We start from the raw sequence: 17,326 nt of genomic DNA, 5'->3' as shown, positions 1-17,326 counted from the left end.
ACTGACGTCACGTCAGCGGATTTCGCCACACCCGCCACAGCAGTACCATCGGTCACGTGATCAACGGTCAGCACATTGACCGCCGCAGCCGTACGCCACGCATCCCCAGCCCGGCCCCGCCCGCCGACGCCGCCGCGGCCCTCCTCCGGCGCTACGACGCCGGCGAGCCGCTGGAGGCCTCCCCCGTGGCCGAGGGCCTGCTCAACCACGGATACCGGGTGCTGACCACGGCCGGCACCTACTTCCTGAAGTGCTACGTCGACCGCACCACCGCCGTCCCGGCCGCCATCGCCGCCCAGCACCACGCCACCGCGGCCCTGCACGCCCTCGGCCTGCCCACCGCGCCCCCGCTGGCCGCCCGGGACGGCCGTACCGTGGTGGCGTTCGCCGGGCGGCGCTACGCCCTCTTCCCCTGGGTGGACGGTAGCCACCGGGCCGGACACGAGCTCACCCCGGACCAGTGCGCCGAACTGGGCACCCTGCTGGGCGCCGTCCACCTGGCCCTGGCCAGGGTCCACCCCCCGGTGCTACAGCCCCTGGTCCAGCCCAGTGCCGACCCGGTACGCACCGAGGAGCTCATCGAGGAACTGCTGGCCCTGGCCGCCGCCCACCGCCCCCAGGACGAGCTGGACCTGCTGGCCCGGCAGCGGCTGCTGGAACGCCGCGGCCTGCTGGCCTCGCACGCCCACCGCCGCCCGCGGCCGGACGCCGCCCCGCCCACCGGGTGGGTGCACGGCGACTTCCACCCGCTGAACCTGCTCTACCGGGGGTCCGAGCCGGTCGCGATCCTGGACTGGGACCGGCTGGGCCTCAAACCGCGCGCCGAGGAGGCCGTCCGCGGAGCCACCCTCTTCTTCCACCACCCCCTCACCGGGGCACTGGACCTGGTGCGGGTGCGGCGCTTCTCCCAGGCCTACCGGGCGGCTGGGGCGGCCGGGGCCGAGGAGATGGCGGCCGCGGTGCACCGGGTGTGGTGGGAGCGGCTCAACGACTTCTGGATGCTGCAGTGGCGCTACCAGCGCGGCGACCACCGGGCGGACCCGCTCTTCCCGGCCGCAGCGGCGCAGATCGTCTCCTGGTGCGAGGAGTACGAACAGGTGCTGGACGCATACATCAACTGACCGGCCGGGCGCCCCGCGGCGGAGGCGCGGGACGGGGCGGGAACGGGACGGCAACAGGTGGCCGGACATGCGGCGGCCCGGACCGGCGGAGCCGGGTCCGGGGCCGAAAGGGCAGGTCAGGGGCCGAAATGCAGGTCAGGGGCCGAAATACAGGTCAGGGGCCGAAATACAGGTCAGGGGCTGGCCGCGCCACCCGGAGTGCCCCCGACATCGGTGGGGGTGGGGCCGCCCCCGTCATCGCCACCGGCCGCATTGCCGCTGGAGCTGGCACTGGGTTCGGGCGACGACGGCGCCGACTCCGAGGAGCTGGGCGGCGGCGTCGAGACCGTCGGCGACGAGGTCGGCGGCTCCGATGTCGGCGGCTGCGAGGTCGGCGGCTGCGAGCTGGCCGGGGCCGACGAGGTCGGACCGGGGAGCGGCACACCGCCGGGCGACTCGTTGATCGTCCCGGTGCTCCCGGTCGGCGGCTGCGACCCGAAGCTGGGCGTGGGTTCCTCGCTCGGCGCACCGCTGGTACTGGAGGCGCTGGGAGCCGTGGGATTGGTGGTGCCGGGGTTGGGGCCACCGGAACCGGAGTGCTGGGAGGCCAGTATCGCGGCCACCACCGCCACCGCGGCGGCCGCGGCCAGCGCCAGCCAGAGCAGCGGGCTGCGCCCGCGCGGCGGCTCGTCGTCCGCCTGGGCCGGAACACCCGCTCCCGGGCCGCCCCTGCCGTAACCGCCCGCCGGGGTGTCATAGGGCCGGTAGCCCGGACCCAGCGCCGTCGGAGCGTTGCTGCCCATCGGCGGCGTCGCGGTGCCGAACTGCTCGGTCACGGCGTTGGAGCCGTTCGGCATGGCCGCACCGGCGGCACCGGCCGCCGCCAGCCCCGCCACCGCGGCACCCGCCGCTCGGCCTGCACCGGTGCCCGAACCGCCGTGCAGCTCGCGCAGCGTCTGCTGCACATGCGCACGGAACTCGTCGGCGCTCTGGAAGCGCTCGTCGGGGTTCTTGGCCAGCGACCGCAGAACCAGGCCGTCCAGCTGCGGCGGCACCCGGTGGTGGGCCTGCGAGGGCGGCACCGGATTGTCCTGAACGTGCTGGTAGACCACCGAGAGCGGGGTGTCACCGGTGAACGGCGGCCGCAGCGTCAGCAGCTCATAGAGCATGCAGCCGGTGGCATAGAGGTCGGAGCGGTGGTCCACCGCCTTGCCGAGTGCCTGCTCCGGGGAGAGGTACTGCGGAGTGCCCATCACCATGCCGGTCTGGGTCATGGTGCTCGCGGCGCCGGTGAGCGCACGTGCGATGCCGAAGTCCATCACCTTGACCGCGCCCGCGGTGGTGATGATCACATTGGCGGGCTTGATGTCGCGGTGCACGATGCCGTGCCGGTGGCTGTACGCCAGCGCCTCCAGCACACCGGCGATGATGATCAGCGCCTGGTCGACCGGCGGCGCCTCCTCGTCCACCAGGAGATCGCGGACGGTGCGGCCCTCCACCAGCTCCATGACGATGTACGGCATGGAGTCGCCGTTCGCCAGCTCCTCCTCGCCGGTGTCGTACACCGCCACCACGGCATGGTGGTTGAGCGAGGCCACCGAGTGCGCCTCGCGCGTGAAACGCTGGCGGGCCACGTCGTCCTGGGCCAACTCGGTGCGGAGCAGCTTCACCGCGACTGTGCGCCCAAGACGCAGGTCCTGGGCGGCGAACACCTCGGCCATGCCGCCGCGGCCGAGCCGCCGGGTCAACTGGTAGCGCCCCTCGCCGACCGTCCCGAAGTCGCCCTCGACGCCCTGCCCCGGAGTACCGGGGGCGCCGAAGCCGGAGCGGCCGAACCCGCCGGTGCTGTGCGCGGCGGCCGGCGTGTGCGGAGTGTCCTGGGCGGCGCCCGGGGCCCGGCCGCCGTGGATGGCGTCCTGCTCTCCCGGGACGACGTTCGGTGACTGCTCACGGGCGGTGTCGCGGCGGTCGCCGTCCCCCGTGTGCGGTGTCTCTGCCATCACTCCTCGCCGTCCGTCGTCGGCCTGAATGCGATCACGCTCTCGTCTCTGTCTCGGGTCCGCCGGGGCCCGGCAACCTGATCTGCCCCTCCTGCCCACAAACGGGCCGGAGGAGGGGTTCCTCCGTGCACGCTACCGCCTTCGAAGGGCGTCCGTGTCGGCTGAACCACCTGGGTGACGCCTACCCGGCCACCGCCGGGCGCGCACCCCCGCGGTCGGCGCGCAATCTGCCCTCGCACGCCCCGTGTGCCCATGTCCGCCCACGTCCGACCGGTCAGATCACCGCCCCGGGTCCGCTCGCCGGGCCCGGGAACCGCATCCCGGAGTACCCGTCCGTGGGGCTGGTGTACGGACCCTCGTTGTCCCTCTGGGTCCGGGCCGCCACGATCGCCACGATGATGCCGATCAGGACCAGCACACCCACGATCACACCGACCACCACCAGCGCCGTGCCGCAACCGTTGCCGCTGGGCTGCGGCGGGCGCGGCGCGAACGGGGCCGGGCCCGGCGCAAAGGGGCCCGGCGGCGGTGTGGGCGCCCCCATCCGCATCGGCTGCATCGGCCCCGGTATGGGACCCGCCATGGGGCCCGGCATCGGACCGGGCATGGGTGCGGGGCCCTGCTGCGGGAAGCCCTGCCTCGGCGGCGGGGTGTGCAGCGGCCGGTTCTGCGGCGGACCGTACTGCGGAACCGGGCCCGGCACCGGTGTGTGCGGCATTGGCGTGTGCGGCGGGGGCGTGTGCGGCGGCGGAGTCTGCGGTGGCGGCGTGTGCACGGGAGTGTGCGGTGGGGTGTGCGGGGCCATCGGGCCACCGGCGCCGAACGACGGCACAGGACCGGGCTGGTACGGCTGGCGCACCTGCTCCGGGGAGGGCGTCCGCAGCTCCCCTGTGACCTGCGGGAAGATCGCCGAGGAGATGGGGCTGCCGCCACCGGAGCCCTGCCCATGGGCGGCACTGGGACCACCGCCGATCACCAGCGGGGTCGCCCCGCCCTGCTCGCCGGAGGCGGCCCGCCGCACCTCCTCCCGCATCGCCTCGGCAGTGGGGAAGCGATGCGCCGGATCCTTGCGCAGCGCCCGCGCCACCAGGGCGTCCACCGCAGGGGTGACCGCCCGGTTGATGGTGGAGGGCGCCGGAGGCTGCTCCTGCACATGCTTGTAGGCGATGGAGAACGCGGTGTCGCCGTCGAACGGAAGCCGCCCGGTGAGCAGCTCGAAGAGCAGGCACCCCACCGAGTAGAGGTCCGCGCGCGCGTCCACGCTCTTGCCGAGCGCCTGCTCCGGGGAGAGGTACTGCGGGGTGCCCACCACCATGCCGGTCTGGGTCATCGAGGTGACCCCAGACTGCAGCGCACGGGCGATGCCGAAGTCCATCACCTTGACGACGCCCTTGGGCGTCACCATCACATTGCCCGGCTTGATGTCGCGGTGCACCAGCCCCTGCTCGTGCGAGGCTCCCAGCGCCGCCAGCACCTCCGCGGTGATCTTCAACGCGCGGTCGGCGGGCATCGCCCCGTGCTGCTCCATCTCCTTGCGCAGCACCGCGCTGAGCGAGGTTCCCTCGACGTACTCCATGACGATGTACGGCACCGTGGAGCCGTCACCGTCGGTGTCCTCACCGCTGTCGTAGACCGCCACGATATTGGTGTGGCTCAGCCGCGCCACAGCCTGCGCCTCGCGCCGGAACCGCTCGCGGAAGGAGGACTCCCGGCCCAGGTCGGTGTGCAACGTCTTCACGGCCACCGGCCGGTCCAGCACGGTGTCATGGGCGAGGTGGACGGAGGCCATGCCTCCCTGGCCCAGCAGCTGCTGCAGCACATATCTGCCGTGCCCGACCGCCCGCAGGCCGGCGCCCGCACCGTCCGTGGTGCCGTCCTCACCCATCGTCCTCAACATCCCCCTCGGCGTGCCGCGCCGCCGCTGCCGCCGCGTACGCGTGGTGTGTGGACCGGCCGGAGGGCCCAACGGCCTTCGGCAGGGGCCAGGTTATCGGCACGCCCCGACGTCCGTACCGGGGCGTGCGATCGTACTGTGCACGCCCCGGTACACGGGAGTCGGGGGCCGATCGGTTCCGGTACGCCGGAGTGCGCCGGACACGTCGGAACACGGGTGGGCGATCGGCCGCGACACGGGGATCAGAGGTACGGGCCCGACCGCATACCCCGGCCGGGCTCTCCGGGCTCCTCGCCGAGCTGACCGGCCTGCCCGGGCGGCAACGCACGGCGCATCTGCTCCAACTGCGCCCTGGCCGCCATCTGCTGGGCGAACAGCGCCGTCTGGATGCCGTGGAACAACCCCTCCAACCAGCCCACCAGCTGGGCCTGGGCGATCCGCAGCTCGGCCTCGCTGGGGATGGTGTCCTCGGTGAAGGGCAGCGAGAGCCGCTCCAGCTCCTCCACCAGCTCGGGGGCCAGCCCCTGCTCCAGCTCCTTGATGGAACTGGCGTGGATGTCCTTCAGACGCACCCGGCTGGCCTCGTCCAGAGGTGCCGCGCGCACCTCCTCCAGCAGCTGCTTGATCATGCTGCCGATCCGCATCACCTTCGCCGGCTGCTCCACCATCTCGGTGACCGGCAGCTCACGCGGCTCGTCCCCCTCGCCGCCGGACAGCAGGCGAGCACCTCCGTGGGCACCGCCGACGGCCATGCCGTCCGGGCCGACGATCAGGACGTGCGGGCTGTCTTCCGGCCGTTCGTTCATCGGCGTGTTCATGAGCGCCATTCTTCCTCACCGGGGCGCGCCGAGGTCGAGTGCCCCGGAGAAGTGGGGTGGCAAAAGTACGGTCGCACGGCGGCCGGCCGACGGTCAGCGGCGGCGCAGCCGCAGACCCACCAGCGCCACCCCGAAGCCGATCAGGCTCATCCCCATCCCGAGCGGCAGATAGGTCCCCGCCGCGACCGAGGAGAAGGGGACGGCGGTGGGTATCTCGCCGTCGGCCTCGTCCACCCCCGGGAGGGCAGGATCGGCCGCGACCGGGAGCGCACCGCCGGGGAGCGGCTGGTCCGTGGTGACCGGCGGTGGTTGCGGCAGGCTGCGCCGCGACCCCGGTATGCCGGCCGCTTCGGCGTCCTCCGCGCCTGCCGTCTCCTGGTGCGGCAGCCGGTGGGCCGTCCCGGTCCGCTCGCCCACGGCGGCCGACGGATGCGGCAGTACGGTCGCGCCCACGTCGGGTGCGCCGATCTGCGGGGCTGCGCCGGAGAGCTTCCCGGGGGCGTCTGAGCAGGCCTGCCGCGGGGTGTGCCCGAGGCGGTGCCGGTCCTCTCCGGACCGGACGGTGCCGCGGTGCGCGGCACCGGCACCGGCACCCGTCCGGGCGTCGGGGCTCTGGGCGCCGGTGTTCTGGGCGCCGGTGTTCTGGGCACCAGTGTTCTGGGCACTGGGGGTCCGGCCGGCATGGCTCCGGACGGTCCGGCGGTGGTCACCGGAGGGCTGCGGGGAGTGTGCGGAGTGGGCCGCGGGCCGATCGCAGCCGCCGGAGGGCGGGGCCGCGGCGGCCGTCGGGGCCGGTGCCAGCAGTGCGGCGGTGGCCAGAGCGCCGCAGAGTGCCAGCAGCACGGGCGCGGGGACCCTGCCCGCCGCAGACGCGGCGGCCGGGCGGGGCGGGACACGGTGACGGGACCGGCCCGAGCCGACGGGCGAGACCCGGCGGGGGGCGGCGGGGCGGGGCAGGCACGGGATTGCGGTCACTGGCGGGCGTCCTTCCGACAGCCGCCGCTCGCAAGCGACAGCACCGGGCAAGGCCGGCGGCGCCCAGGACCTCGGCGCCGCTACCCTCCGACCTGCGGAGCGTGGTCGGACGGTTCCTCTCCAGAATCACACAAGCCGACATGCGCGGCATATCGGACTGCCAGTGCCTGCCCCGGCCGGCTCAGACCGCCAGCAGGATCTTCCCGATGTGTCCGCTGCTCTCCATCAGCCGGTGCGCCTCCGCCGCCTCGGCCATCGGCAGGACCCGGTCGACCACTGGGCGCACCACACCGGACTCGATCAACGGCCAGACGTGTTCCCGCACCGAGGCCACGATGGCGGCCTTCTCGTCGAGCGGCCGGGCGCGCAGGCTGGTCGCGGCGACCGCGGCCCGCTTGGCGAGCAGCTTGCCCAGATTCAGCTCCGCCTTGGCGCCGCCCTGCATACCGATCACCACCAGCCGGCCGTTGACCGCCAGGGCGTCCAGATTGCGGTCGAGGTACTTCGCCCCGACGACATCGAGGATGACGTCCGCGCCCCGCCCCTCGGTGGCGTCCGCCAGCGCCGCGACGAAGTCCTGCTCGCGGTAGTCGATCAGTACGTCCGCGCCCAGCTCCCGACAGGCCGCCAGCTTCTCCGCACTGCCCGCAGTCACCGCCACCGTGGCACCGACCGCCTTGGCCAGCTGGATCGCCATCGTCCCGATACCGCTCGACCCGCCGTGCGCCAGCAGCGTCTCCCGCGGACGCAGATGCGCGACCTGGAAGACGTTGGACCACACCGTCGACACCACCTCTGGCAGACCGGCTGCCTCCACCAGCCCGACCCCCTTGGGCACCGGCAGCAGCTGCCCGGCCGGCACCGCGACCCGGGTCGCATAGCCGCCGCCGCTCAGCAGCGCGCACACCTCGTCACCGACCGCCCACCCAGCCACACCCGAGCCGAGTTCGACGATCCGTCCCGAGCACTCCAGCCCCGGATACGGCGAGGCGCCCGGCGGCGGATCGTAGAAGCCCCGCCGCTGCAGCACATCGGCCCCGTTGACGGCCGAGGCCGCCACCTCCACCAGTACCTCGCCCTCACCGGGCACCGGATCCGGCACCTCCGCCCATACCAGCGCGTCGGGGTCACCCGGTTTTGGAATCGTGATCGCTCGCATGCGGACCACGCTAGCCCCGCCGGACGCGGGCCGCAGACATCAGGCCCGGGAGGCCTCACGGATGGTGATCAACCGGTCGGTGAGCTGCAGCACGGCCGCCTCCGGGTCGCAGTAGTGCAGCAGTCGGCTGCCCCGTACGACCGCGACGACCAGATCGGGGCACTCACGCGGGCTGCGCCCAGCCTCCGCGCGGGTGACCGGGCGCTCACCCAGATCCATCCCGGTGCCATGGGTGAGCAGATCCTCCATCACCGCGCCGGTGTTGGGACTCAGCATCGACATGCCCAGCAGGCGGCCCGCCGAGCCTGAACTGGTCACGACCACATTGGCACCGCTCTGCCGCAGCAGCGGGACGTTCTCGTCCTCGCGCACGGCGACCACCACGGTGGCCCTCCGGTTGAGCTGCCGGGCGGTCAGGGTCACCAGGACGCCGGTGTCGTCGCGCTGGGCGGCCACCACCACTCTGGAGGCGGTGTCCAGCCGGGCCCGCTGCAGGATCTCGGTACGTGTCGCATCGCCCAGCACCGCCACAAGACCGTCGGCGGTGGCAGCGTCCACTGCCGCCCGCTGGGGGTCCACCACCACGATCTCGTCCTTGGACAGCCCCTGGCCCAGCAGGGCGTCCACCGCATGGCGGCCCTTGGTCCCATAGCCGACGACGACGGTGTGTTCGCGCAAGGCGTTCCTCCAGCGGGTCAGCCGCAGCTGATGGCGGGTGCGCTCGGCCAGCACCTCCAGGGTGGTGCCCACCAGGATGATCAGAAAGATCACTCGCAGCGGGGTGATCACCAGAATGTTGGTGAGCCGGGCACCCTGGCTCACCGGCGTGATGTCGCCGTAGCCGGTGGTGGAGAGGGTCACGGTGGCGTAGTAGGCGGAGTCCAGCAGATCCACCGGCCCGCCGGCACTGTCGTGGTAGCCGCCACGGTCGGCGTAGACGACCAGCACGGTGAGTGCCAGCACCGCCAGCGCCAGCAGCAGGCGCCGGGCGACCTGCAGCAGAGGGGGAAGCGCAGCCCGGCTCGGCAGCAGGATCGACCGGTCGGCGGGCTCCTGACGGAGGAACCACGCCCGGTCCCGGGAACGCGGCCGGTCGGAGGGGTGCGACCGCGGCTGACGGACACTCAACGGCCCGGCACCTCCAGCAGCTCCACCACCGCACCGGCGGGCAGACCACCGGGCGGGACCACCGCGAACGCATCGGCGAGGGCCAGGCCCCGCAGCATCGCCGGACCGTCGAAGGCCAGCGGTTCGGCGCCGCGTTCCGAGAGCCGCACCGGCAGCAGCCGGGTGTCACCGGGGTGGCCCGGCATCCCGCCCGCGGTCGGCGCCCGGCGGGCCGCTGCGGCCACATGCCCGCCCAGGGCGCGCAGCAGCGGGACGGCCAGGGTCACGGCCCCGGCCACCGCGGCCAGCGGGTTGCCCGGCAGGCCGACCACATGGCGGACCCCCGGCTCGGGCTCCGGCGCGGGGCCTGACAGCAGACCCGCCGCAGGCCGCGACTCGGACGCCCCGCCGGAGCCGGCGGGGGCAGGACCCGGCGGCAGCTCGGCGAGCATCATCGGATGACCGGGCCGCACCGCCACGGAGTCCACCAGCAGCCGGGCACCGGCCTGGGCCAGGGCCTCATGGAGGAAGTCCACCGGCCCTGCGGCTGTACCGCCGGTGGTGACCACCACATCGGCAGAGGAGTGGCGCAGGGCGTCACGCAGCAGCGCCAGATCGTCCCGCACCAGACGGCGGCCGATCAGCCTGGCGCCGCACCCCTCCAGCCAGGGGTGCAGCAGCGGGCCCAGGGCGTCCCGGACCCGGCCGTCCCTCGGGGGACCGGACTCCAGCAGCTCATCGCCGAGCAGCAGCAGCTCCACGGTGGGTCGGCGGTGCACGGCGAGCCGGTCGCAGCCGGCTGCGGCAGCGAGGCCCAGCACGGCCGGGGTGACCGTGGCACCGGCCGGCAGCAACGGCTCGCCCCGACGGCACTCCTGACCGCGGGGGCGCACATCGCGGCCCGGTTCCGCGGCCCGGGGGGCGCGGTCGTGCAGCAGGTCGCCGCCCTGCTGGCGCTGCTCGACCGAACCGTGCTCCCGGCGCAGTACGGCGGTGGCCCCGGCAGGCAGCGGAGCTCCGGTGGCGATCCTGGTGGCGGTGCCGTCGGGGAGCGGGCCGGACGGGCTCTGGCCTGCCAGCAGACGGCCGTGCAGCCGCCAGGGGCCGGGACCGGCGACCGCCCAGCCGTCCATGGCGGCGGTGTCGAAGGGCGGCAGGTCGGTACGGGCCACGAGGGGCTCGGCGAGGGCGTGGCCCAGGGCCTCCGCCGGCTCGGCGTGCACGGTCTCCAGTCGGCGGCCGCCTGCCCGGCGGGCGACGTCGCGCGCCGACTGCCAGGGCATTGAGGGTGGCGGTCCCGGCCGCGGTGCGTCGCCCGGGGAGGCTGCGGGCGCATCCTGGTCGAAGGGCGCGTCCTCGGTTCGGCGCGGCTCGGAGGCGCGAGGCGCCTCGGGGTCGGTGCCCACGGATGCGGCCGTACTCATCCGGGGCCGTTGGCGTCGCGCGGTTCGGCAGCCCAGCGCTCGGCAAGGGCCGCTGCCTTACGGCATGTCTCGGAGACCGCCTCGGGGCCGCCTCCGGCACGGGCGGCCGCATAACCGACCAGGAACGCGGTCAACGGGGCGGCCGGACGGGCCACACCGTGTGCCACGACCTTGGTCATGTCGAGCAGCTCGGCGATGTCGACATCGAGGTCGACTCCCAGTTCGATCTTGGCTTCGGTGATCCAGTCATCCAGCACGCCGCCCATGTTCCCGGATTCCGGGGCAGGCGGCATGCATCGCCCGACGCCGTGTTGGTTGTCCGAGGGCCGTCCCTGGTCGGGCTGTCCGTGCGGGCGCTGTGCCTGCCGGCGCTGTTCATGACCGGGAGGTCGAGGTCTGAACCGTCCATTCTCAGGCTGCCTATGCGCAGGCTGTCCATGTCCAGGCTGTCCATACCCAGGGATGGCCGCCGTCGGCCGATCAGCGGGACCGGCGCTGCCGAGCTGCCTCGACCTGCTCCCAGGTGTCGCAGTCATAGGCGACGCCGTCGGGGTCCGGGAGCCTGGCCGCCCGAAGCCCGCCGACCAGTCGACGCAACGACAGGCCATCGGGGCGGCCGCCGTGCTGGGCCAGCAGGCCGATGAGCGCGCTGCGCAGCGCCTCTGCACGGTAGGCGGCAGCCAGAGGCTGCTCCCGGCCGTCGGCGTCGACCAGGACCGCGGCATCCAGATGCCTGTCCTCAAGCGCCTCCACCAGACGCCGCACGGCGGGCTGGTCGAGGAAGGGCAGATCGGCTGCCAGCAGCGCCACCACAGGCGCCTGGACACATGGCAGCCCCGCGGCGATTGCGGCCACCGGCCCTCCACCGGGCGGATCCTCCCTGGTCCAGTGCACCCTTCGGCCGCCCGTGTCGCGAACCGGACCCACGACCACCGTGGTGCCGGCATCGGGGCATGCCTCCAGAACATGGACCAGCAGCGTGGACTCCCCCACGCGCAGGCCGGGCTTGTCCGCCCCACCGAGTCGGCGGGCGGCCCCACCTGCCAGGACCAGTACGTCATAGGCGATCCGCCCCGTGCTGCTCTGCTGCATGACCCGAGTATCGACCCTCGGCCACCAAATAAGATGCTGTTGCAATTATTTCTGGCGCTGCTTATTGTCCGGTACGGCAGGACCCACCGCATCGCCACAACCCGAGCGAGGAAGTCCATGAGCGCCCTCTTCGAGCCCCTCACCCTTCGCAGCCTCACGATCCCCAACAGGGTGTGGATGGCTCCCATGTGCCAGTACTCCGCGGCACCGGAAGGCATCGACACCGGCGTGCCCGGCGACTGGCACTTCCAGCACCTTGCCTCCCGTGCGGCCGGCGGCGCCGGGCTGATCCTGGTCGAGGCCACCGCCGTCCTCCCCGAGGGTCGTATCAGCACCCATGACCTGGGCTTGTGGAACGAACGTCAGCAGCAGGCCTTCGCCCGGATCACCGCCTTCCTCGAACAGCAGGGCACCATCCCCGGTATCCAGCTCGCCCATGCAGGACGCAAGGCCGGTGACGCTCAGCCCTGGTCAGGCCAGGGTGCGCTCTCCCCGGAGGAGGGAGGGTGGCAGGCCGTCGCTCCGAGCCCGCTGGCGTTCGGCGACCGGCCCGTCCCGCACGAGCTGGACACCGAGGGGATCCAGCGAGTCGTCCAGGGGTTCGCGGACGCTGCCCGCCGCGCCCACGATGCAGGATTCAAGGTCATCGAGCTGCACGGTGCTCACGGCTACCTGATCAATGAGTTCCTCTCTCCGTACGCCAACCGGCGCACGGACTCCTACGGTGGAACCATCCAGAACCGGATGCGTCTGGCCCTGGAGGTCGTCGAGGCCGTCCGCGTTGTCTGGCCCGACGAACTGCCGCTCTTCTTCCGCACATCGGCCACCGACTGGCTGTCCGGAGACACCGCCGACGAGCGGGAGGGCTGGACCGGCGAGGACACCGTCCTCCTGGCCAAGGAACTCCAGGCCCGAGGCGTCGATCTCCTCGATGTCTCCACTGGCGGCAACGCACCTGACGCCCGTATTCCGGTCGCCCCTGGGTTCCAGGTGCCTTTCGCCGAGACCGTCCGTGTCCGGACCGGACTTCCCACCGCGGCCGTCGGCCTGATCACCGAGCCCGAGCAGGCCGAGGAGATCGTGGCTTCGGGTAGGGCCGACGCCGTACTGCTCGCCCGTGAGCTGCTGCGCAACCCCACCTGGCCTCTGCAGGCTGCCCGTCGGCTGGGTGCCGAGGTGCGTCCTCCGGTGCAGTACTCCCGCGCCCACTGACCTGGCCTTCCAGCACCCGGTCAGCGTGCCAGCCTCAGGTGCTGGCCGGGCTGGATCATGTCCGGGTTGCCACCGAGGATGTCGCGGTTGAGGTCGTAGAGCGCGTGCCAGCCGCCGTGCAGGTGAGACTGGTGGGCGATGGAGGTGAGCGTGTCACCGTGGTGGACGGTCCAGTAGGAGCTCCCCGGCGCGGGCACCTTCACCGGCATCATCGCCTGCACTGTCCAGGGCGTCAGTGACTCCACACCGGAGACCTGCGCCGGGTGCTGCGGGATGCGGGCGGACGTGAGGTGCAGTGGCGTCCGGGCCCCGCTCCGTGAGGCGCGTCCGCAGACCGGCCAGGGGGTGAGGCCCCGGGACTCCACGATCCGGTCGCCCACTGCGATCTGCTCCTCGCGGCTCGCCAGGTCGGCGCGCGGAGCAAAGCGGCGGCCGCCGTAGTCCTCCCAGGTGCCCTGGGTCATCTGCAGACCGCCGTAGTAGCCGTTGCCGGTGTTGATGTCCCAGCGGCCGCCGCTCTCGCAGCCGGCGATCCGGTGCCAGTCGGCGCGGTCACCCGACGCGGACGCGGACGCAGCCGTGGCTGTGGTCGGCGTCCCCGCACGCGCCCCGGCTGCCGCGGCAGCTGCCTGGTCGACCAGGCCCATGGCGATGAACACCGCCAGCAGGGTCGTCAGAACAGTGACGACGGCACGCATCGGTGAGAACGACGGCATCGGATGACTCCTTCGGTTCTGCGCTGCGGACGACGCCATGGATCGACGTCTGTCCTTCTCCAGGGAGCACGTCTACGAGCCGAAAGTCCGACATAAGACGCTCGACCAGGCGCCGAACGGACCAGCCAATTCCCTCCCAGGGGTGATCAGCCGTCAGTCCGACTCTGTGAAAACCACCTCACCGCCACTCCTCCTCCGGAGAGGAGGCGGTGCCGGACGCACCGGAGAGACGCACTTCAGTGCCCCTGCCCGGTCCATCAACTACCCATCGGATAAGTCGCTTTGATCGACGGATCCGACTCCCGCAGCCCGGAAAGACTGCTCCCTGGAGCGTCTGTCATACCTTGCCTATCCCCAGCGTGGTCTCCGACGGGAGCAGGCCGGAACCGAGCATGGAAACCCAGAACTCGCCCAGCAGATCGGCGAGTCGGGCCGTGTCGTGCTCGCCGAGGGCCGCCCATGGAGCAGCGGCCAGCTCATCTGTGCGCCGCTCCACCTCGGCACGCAGGGCACGCCCGGCATCGGTGGCACCGTCCGGGCCCAACAGGCCCCGGGCGGTGAGCCGTTCACCTGCTGCACTCCACTCCTGCGCGCTCCAGCCCCGACTCTCAAAGGTCTTCTCGGATGCGGCACCGATGGCTGCGAATGACACCAGTGCCTCCACCGGATCGAGGCCGGCTGTCAGCAGAGCGGCCAGGTGTCGTCGCCGCGGTGCTCACGCAGCACGGTCGCGGCATGCCAGAGCCGCAGATGCGGCGCGTCCGGCCGGTCCAGTGCGGCGTTGGCCGCGGCAAGCGGTCGTCCGGCCGTACCCGCAGCCTCGGCGGCCCGCTCGGCAAGTGCTGCGGCCTCCGCCATCTCGGAGCTCTCCGCACGCTCACCCAGCAGTTCGCGGTACGTACGGTCGACGGCCCGCAGGCGGGCGGCCAGCACCTCCGCGGGAGCAGCCTTCTCCCAGGCGGAGGTCGTGTACTGCTCGACCATGCGCGGGCTGAAGCTGTAGAAGGCCGAGGTGATCCGCCCCGGTGGCACCGGCCCCAGGGGCGCGGCACGGTACGGGAAGTAACTCGGCCAGCGCGTATCGGTGTTGTAGCCGAGTGCGGCCGCCTCCTCGAATGCGGCCGGCGCGTAGTAGAGCACCGCGTGCAGCGGCTCGAGCAGGTGCCACATCTGCCGTACACGACCCAGGTTGCGCCGCATCGCTCTGCCTCCTCGGCTCAGAACTTGACAGTGACTAGATTGCCTGCAGCGGGAGAAACTTGTCAATGCCTAGATTCCGCGTAACCTGCTGTGCATGACCAACCAGCGCGCTTACCACCACGGAGACCTGCGGCGCGCCGTGATCGCCGCCGCCCTCGACGTCATCGCCGCCGAGGGACCGTCCGCGCTGTCACTGCGCGACCTCGCGCGCCGCGCGGGCGTCTCGCACGCCGCCCCCGCGCACCACTTCGGGGACCGGACGGGCCTGCTCACCGCGATCGCCACCGAAGGCCACATCCTGCTGGCCGGTGAGCTGGCGGAGAGCAGCGACCTGCGTGACATGGGGGCGCACTACATCCGGTTCGCGACCCGCCATCCAGCGCACTTCCAGGTGATGTTCCGCCCCGACCTGGTGCGCAGCGACGACCTGGAGCTCGTTGCCGCCCGCTCACTCACCGCCGAGCGGCTGGCCGGCGGGGTCGCGGCGCTGGGCGGCCCCGATCCGCAGCTGGCCTTCACCGCCGCCTGGTCGATGGCCCATGGCTTCGCCACCCTGTTGCTCACCGGGAGCCTGGACGCCGTGATCGGCGGCCGCGACCCGGAGGACGTCTTCCGTGCCGCAGCCGCAACCCCGCTTGCGCCACCCCGGCCCTGACGCGAGCACCCGGCCACCGGGCCGTCGAGAAGCCGGGGCACCGGGACACCAGGACACCAGGACACCAGGACACCAGGACAAGATGACCGTCCATGGAGAAGCAGGCCGCGCGACCGGGCCGAAGCCCGGCCCCAGCGACAGCCGGGCGACTGCACTGGCAAGCCGCACGCGGCTCCCGGTCTGTGGCATCGGCGGGAACGGCTCGGTGCGGCCGAGGGTCCCGGCACACACTGCCGCCCGTGTTCGGCTGCACGCGGCAGCCACAAGGCCGCCGCCTGGCAGCACCTCCACGCGGAAGCACCAACGGTCCACCGGGGAACGGCGTGCCGCTGAGCAGAAGCCCCTCAGCTACGCCTCAGCTGTTGGCCATGTCCACAAAGCGGGAGTAGTGGCCCTGGAAGGCCACGGTGATGGTCGCTGTGGGGCCGTTTCGGTGCTTGGCGACGATCAGGTCGGCCTCACCTGCCCGTGGGGACTCCTTCTCGTAGGCATCCTCACGGTGCAGCAGGATGACCATGTCCGCGTCCTGCTCGATCGAGCCGGACTCACGGAGGTCCGAGACCATGGGCTTCTTGTCGGTCCGCTGCTCGGGGCCACGGTTGAGCTGGGAGAGGGCGATGACCGGGAGCTCCAGCTCCTTGGCGAGCAGCTTCAGGTTCCGGGACATCTCCGAGACCTCCTGCTGCCGGCTCTCGGCCCGGCGCGAGCCGCCGGCCTGCATCAGCTGCAGATAGTCGATGACCACCAGCCGCAGGTCATTGCGCTGCTTGAGGCGGCGGCACTTGGCCCGGATCTCCATCATCGACAGATTGGGCGAGTCGTCGATGTAGAGCGGCGCCGCACTGACATCGGGCATCCGGCGGGCGAGCCGGGTCCAGTCCTCGTCCGTCATGTTTCCCGAACGCATATGGTGCAGCGCGACCCTGGCCTCGGCGGAGAGCAGGCGCATGGCGATCTCGTTGCGCCCCATCTCCAGCGAAAAGATGACGCTCGGCATGCCGTTCTTGATCGAGCAGGCCCGCGCGAAGTCCAGTGCGAGCGTGCTCTTTCCCATCGCGGGACGTGCGGCGATCACGACCATCTGGCCCGGGTGCAGCCCGTTGGTGAGGGAGTCCAGATCGGTGAAGCCGGTGGGGACGCCCGACATCTGCCCGCTGCGCGAGCCGATCGCCTCGATCTCGTCGAGGGCGCCCTCCATGATGTCGGCGAGCGGGGCGTAGTCCTCACTGGTGCGCTGCTCGGTGACCGCATAGATCTCCGCCTGCGCTGCGTTGACGATCTCGTCGACGTCGCCCTCGGCGGCGTACCCCATCCCGGCGATCCGGGTGCCGGCCTCGACCAGGCGGCGCAGCACCGCGCGCTCATGGACGATCTCCGCGTAGTACTCCGCGTTGGCGGCTGTGGGCACGGAGTTGACCAGGGTGTGCAGATAGGCCGGGCCGCCGACCCTGGTGATCTCGCCGCGCTTGGTGAGCTCGCCGGCCACCGTGATGGGGTCCGCGGGCTCGCCGCGGGCGTAGAGGTCCAGGATCGCGCCGTGGATCAGCTCATGGGCCGGGCGGTAGTAGTCGGCGGGCTTGAGGACCTCCACCACGTCGGCGATGGCGTCCTTGGACAGGAGCATGCCGCCCAGCACCGACTGCTCCGCAGCGAGGTCCTGCGGGGGCACCCGCTCAAAGGCGTCGCCGCCCCGGCTGGTGCCGGCGTCCCGGTCGCCCTTCCACTCGCGGTCACCCTTCCAGTCGGAGCCGCGGCCGCCGTCGCGGCGGTTGCGCGGCACCGGAAGGCGGTCACCGGGACCGTCGGGCCACTCGTCGTCGGGGGGCGGAGGGGTGTCGTGTTCGTCGTACTGCGGGCCGGTCACGCGTCTTCCCCGTTCAGCGGATGGGGTGGGAGGGGCACTGGGTGATCGAGGCCGGAGTCGTGCGTTCCATACCGGTGCCTCCCTGTCCGCGCGTGGGCCGCGCGCCCATC

At 72.4% G+C, this 17,326-nt stretch carries 13 protein-coding genes and 2 pseudogenes; 3 read left to right on the top strand and 12 right to left on the bottom strand.

Features of this window, described 5'->3' with window-relative positions; translation table 11 throughout:
• Positions 1–56: 56 nt before the first annotated feature.
• Positions 57–1,121 carry a phosphotransferase gene (locus AB0761_RS19755; protein ID WP_377270400.1) on the top strand — a complete coding sequence of 355 codons (1,065 nt, stop codon included), beginning with the start codon at positions 57–59 and terminating at the stop codon, positions 1,119–1,121.
• A 173-nt stretch (positions 1,122–1,294) separates the two neighbouring features.
• Here the strand turns inward: AB0761_RS19755 and AB0761_RS19750 are convergent, their stop codons facing one another.
• The 9 genes and pseudogenes from AB0761_RS19750 to AB0761_RS19710 form a co-directional block, all read right to left on the bottom strand.
• Entirely contained in the window at positions 1,295–3,100 is a 1,806-nt protein-coding gene (locus AB0761_RS19750) for a protein kinase (RefSeq protein WP_377270399.1), read from the bottom strand.
• 274 nt (positions 3,101–3,374) lie between these two features.
• Positions 3,375–4,985, bottom strand: a complete 1,611-nt coding sequence (locus tag AB0761_RS19745) for a protein kinase (RefSeq protein ID WP_377270398.1) — start codon at positions 4,983–4,985, stop codon at positions 3,375–3,377.
• 251 nt (positions 4,986–5,236) lie between these two features.
• Complete coding sequence (locus AB0761_RS19740; RefSeq protein WP_377270397.1) at positions 5,237–5,812, bottom strand: bacterial proteasome activator family protein; 576 nt, start codon at positions 5,810–5,812, stop codon at positions 5,237–5,239.
• Positions 5,813–5,905: 93 nt separating this feature from the next.
• Positions 5,906–6,655, bottom strand: a complete 750-nt coding sequence (locus tag AB0761_RS19735; RefSeq protein ID WP_377270396.1) for a hypothetical protein — start codon at positions 6,653–6,655, stop codon at positions 5,906–5,908.
• A gap of 313 nt (positions 6,656–6,968) precedes the next feature.
• Positions 6,969–7,946, bottom strand: a complete 978-nt coding sequence (locus AB0761_RS19730) for an NAD(P)H-quinone oxidoreductase (protein WP_377270395.1) — start codon at positions 7,944–7,946, stop codon at positions 6,969–6,971.
• Between the two features lie 39 nt (positions 7,947–7,985).
• Complete coding sequence (locus tag AB0761_RS19725; protein ID WP_377274220.1) at positions 7,986–8,981, bottom strand: potassium channel family protein; 996 nt, start codon at positions 8,979–8,981, stop codon at positions 7,986–7,988.
• An 89-nt stretch (positions 8,982–9,070) separates the two neighbouring features.
• On the bottom strand, positions 9,071–10,336 hold the full coding sequence (locus tag AB0761_RS19720; protein ID WP_377274218.1) for a molybdopterin molybdotransferase MoeA: 1,266 nt from the start codon (positions 10,334–10,336) through the stop codon (positions 9,071–9,073).
• A gap of 137 nt (positions 10,337–10,473) precedes the next feature.
• Positions 10,474–10,833: pseudogene (locus tag AB0761_RS19715) on the bottom strand (DUF6457 domain-containing protein); the annotation flags it as partial.
• 124 nt (positions 10,834–10,957) lie between these two features.
• A complete protein-coding gene (locus tag AB0761_RS19710) occupies positions 10,958–11,569 on the bottom strand; it encodes a molybdenum cofactor guanylyltransferase (protein ID WP_377270394.1) in 612 nt (203 codons plus the stop codon).
• Between the two features lie 117 nt (positions 11,570–11,686).
• Between AB0761_RS19710 and AB0761_RS19705 the strand changes: the two genes are divergently transcribed.
• Positions 11,687–12,781, top strand: coding sequence for an NADH:flavin oxidoreductase/NADH oxidase (locus tag AB0761_RS19705; protein ID WP_377270393.1), 1,095 nt, complete (start codon positions 11,687–11,689; stop codon positions 12,779–12,781).
• A 20-nt stretch (positions 12,782–12,801) separates the two neighbouring features.
• Here AB0761_RS19705 and AB0761_RS19700 read toward each other — a convergent pair whose 3' ends face one another.
• Positions 12,802–13,497 carry a transglycosylase family protein gene (locus tag AB0761_RS19700; protein ID WP_377270392.1) on the bottom strand — a complete coding sequence of 232 codons (696 nt, stop codon included), beginning with the start codon at positions 13,495–13,497 and terminating at the stop codon, positions 12,802–12,804.
• Positions 13,498–13,834: 337 nt separating this feature from the next.
• Positions 13,835–14,697 (bottom strand): annotated as a pseudogene (locus AB0761_RS19695) (hypothetical protein).
• 94 nt (positions 14,698–14,791) lie between these two features.
• Here AB0761_RS19695 and AB0761_RS19690 point away from each other — a divergent pair.
• Complete coding sequence (locus tag AB0761_RS19690) at positions 14,792–15,352, top strand: TetR/AcrR family transcriptional regulator (RefSeq protein ID WP_377270391.1); 561 nt, start codon at positions 14,792–14,794, stop codon at positions 15,350–15,352.
• Between the two features lie 355 nt (positions 15,353–15,707).
• Here AB0761_RS19690 and dnaB read toward each other — a convergent pair whose 3' ends face one another.
• The gene (gene dnaB / locus AB0761_RS19685; RefSeq protein ID WP_377270390.1) at positions 15,708–17,216 is read right to left on the bottom strand and encodes a replicative DNA helicase; all 1,509 of its coding nucleotides are present in this window, start codon (positions 17,214–17,216) and stop codon (positions 15,708–15,710) included.
• Between the last annotated feature and the right edge of the window lie 110 nt (positions 17,217–17,326).

The organism is Peterkaempfera podocarpi (assembly GCF_042466665.1).
Classification (GTDB): domain Bacteria; phylum Actinomycetota; class Actinomycetes; order Streptomycetales; family Streptomycetaceae; genus Peterkaempfera; species Peterkaempfera podocarpi.
Note: the sequence above shows the minus strand (reverse complement) of the source record. Positions and strands in the feature narration are given on the sequence as shown.

Bases quoted from the DNA above. Each gene is read 5' to 3' on its own strand.
- AB0761_RS19750 (WP_377270399.1), bottom strand. From the start codon at position 3,100: ATGGCAGAGACACCGCACACGGGGGACGGCGACCGCCGCGACACCGCC.
- AB0761_RS19745 (WP_377270398.1), bottom strand. From the start codon at position 4,985: ATGGGTGAGGACGGCACCACGGACGGTGCGGGCGCCGGCCTGCGGGCG.
- AB0761_RS19740 (WP_377270397.1), bottom strand. From the start codon at position 5,812: ATGAACACGCCGATGAACGAACGGCCGGAAGACAGCCCGCACGTCCTG.
- AB0761_RS19730 (WP_377270395.1), bottom strand. From the start codon at position 7,946: ATGCGAGCGATCACGATTCCAAAACCGGGTGACCCCGACGCGCTGGTA.
- AB0761_RS19720 (WP_377274218.1), bottom strand. From the start codon at position 10,336: ATGCCCTGGCAGTCGGCGCGCGACGTCGCCCGCCGGGCAGGCGGCCGC.
- AB0761_RS19710 (WP_377270394.1), bottom strand. From the start codon at position 11,569: ATGCAGCAGAGCAGCACGGGGCGGATCGCCTATGACGTACTGGTCCTG.
- AB0761_RS19705 (WP_377270393.1), top strand. From the start codon at position 11,687: ATGAGCGCCCTCTTCGAGCCCCTCACCCTTCGCAGCCTCACGATCCCC.
- AB0761_RS19700 (WP_377270392.1), bottom strand. From the start codon at position 13,497: ATGCCGTCGTTCTCACCGATGCGTGCCGTCGTCACTGTTCTGACGACC.
- AB0761_RS19690 (WP_377270391.1), top strand. From the start codon at position 14,792: ATGACCAACCAGCGCGCTTACCACCACGGAGACCTGCGGCGCGCCGTG.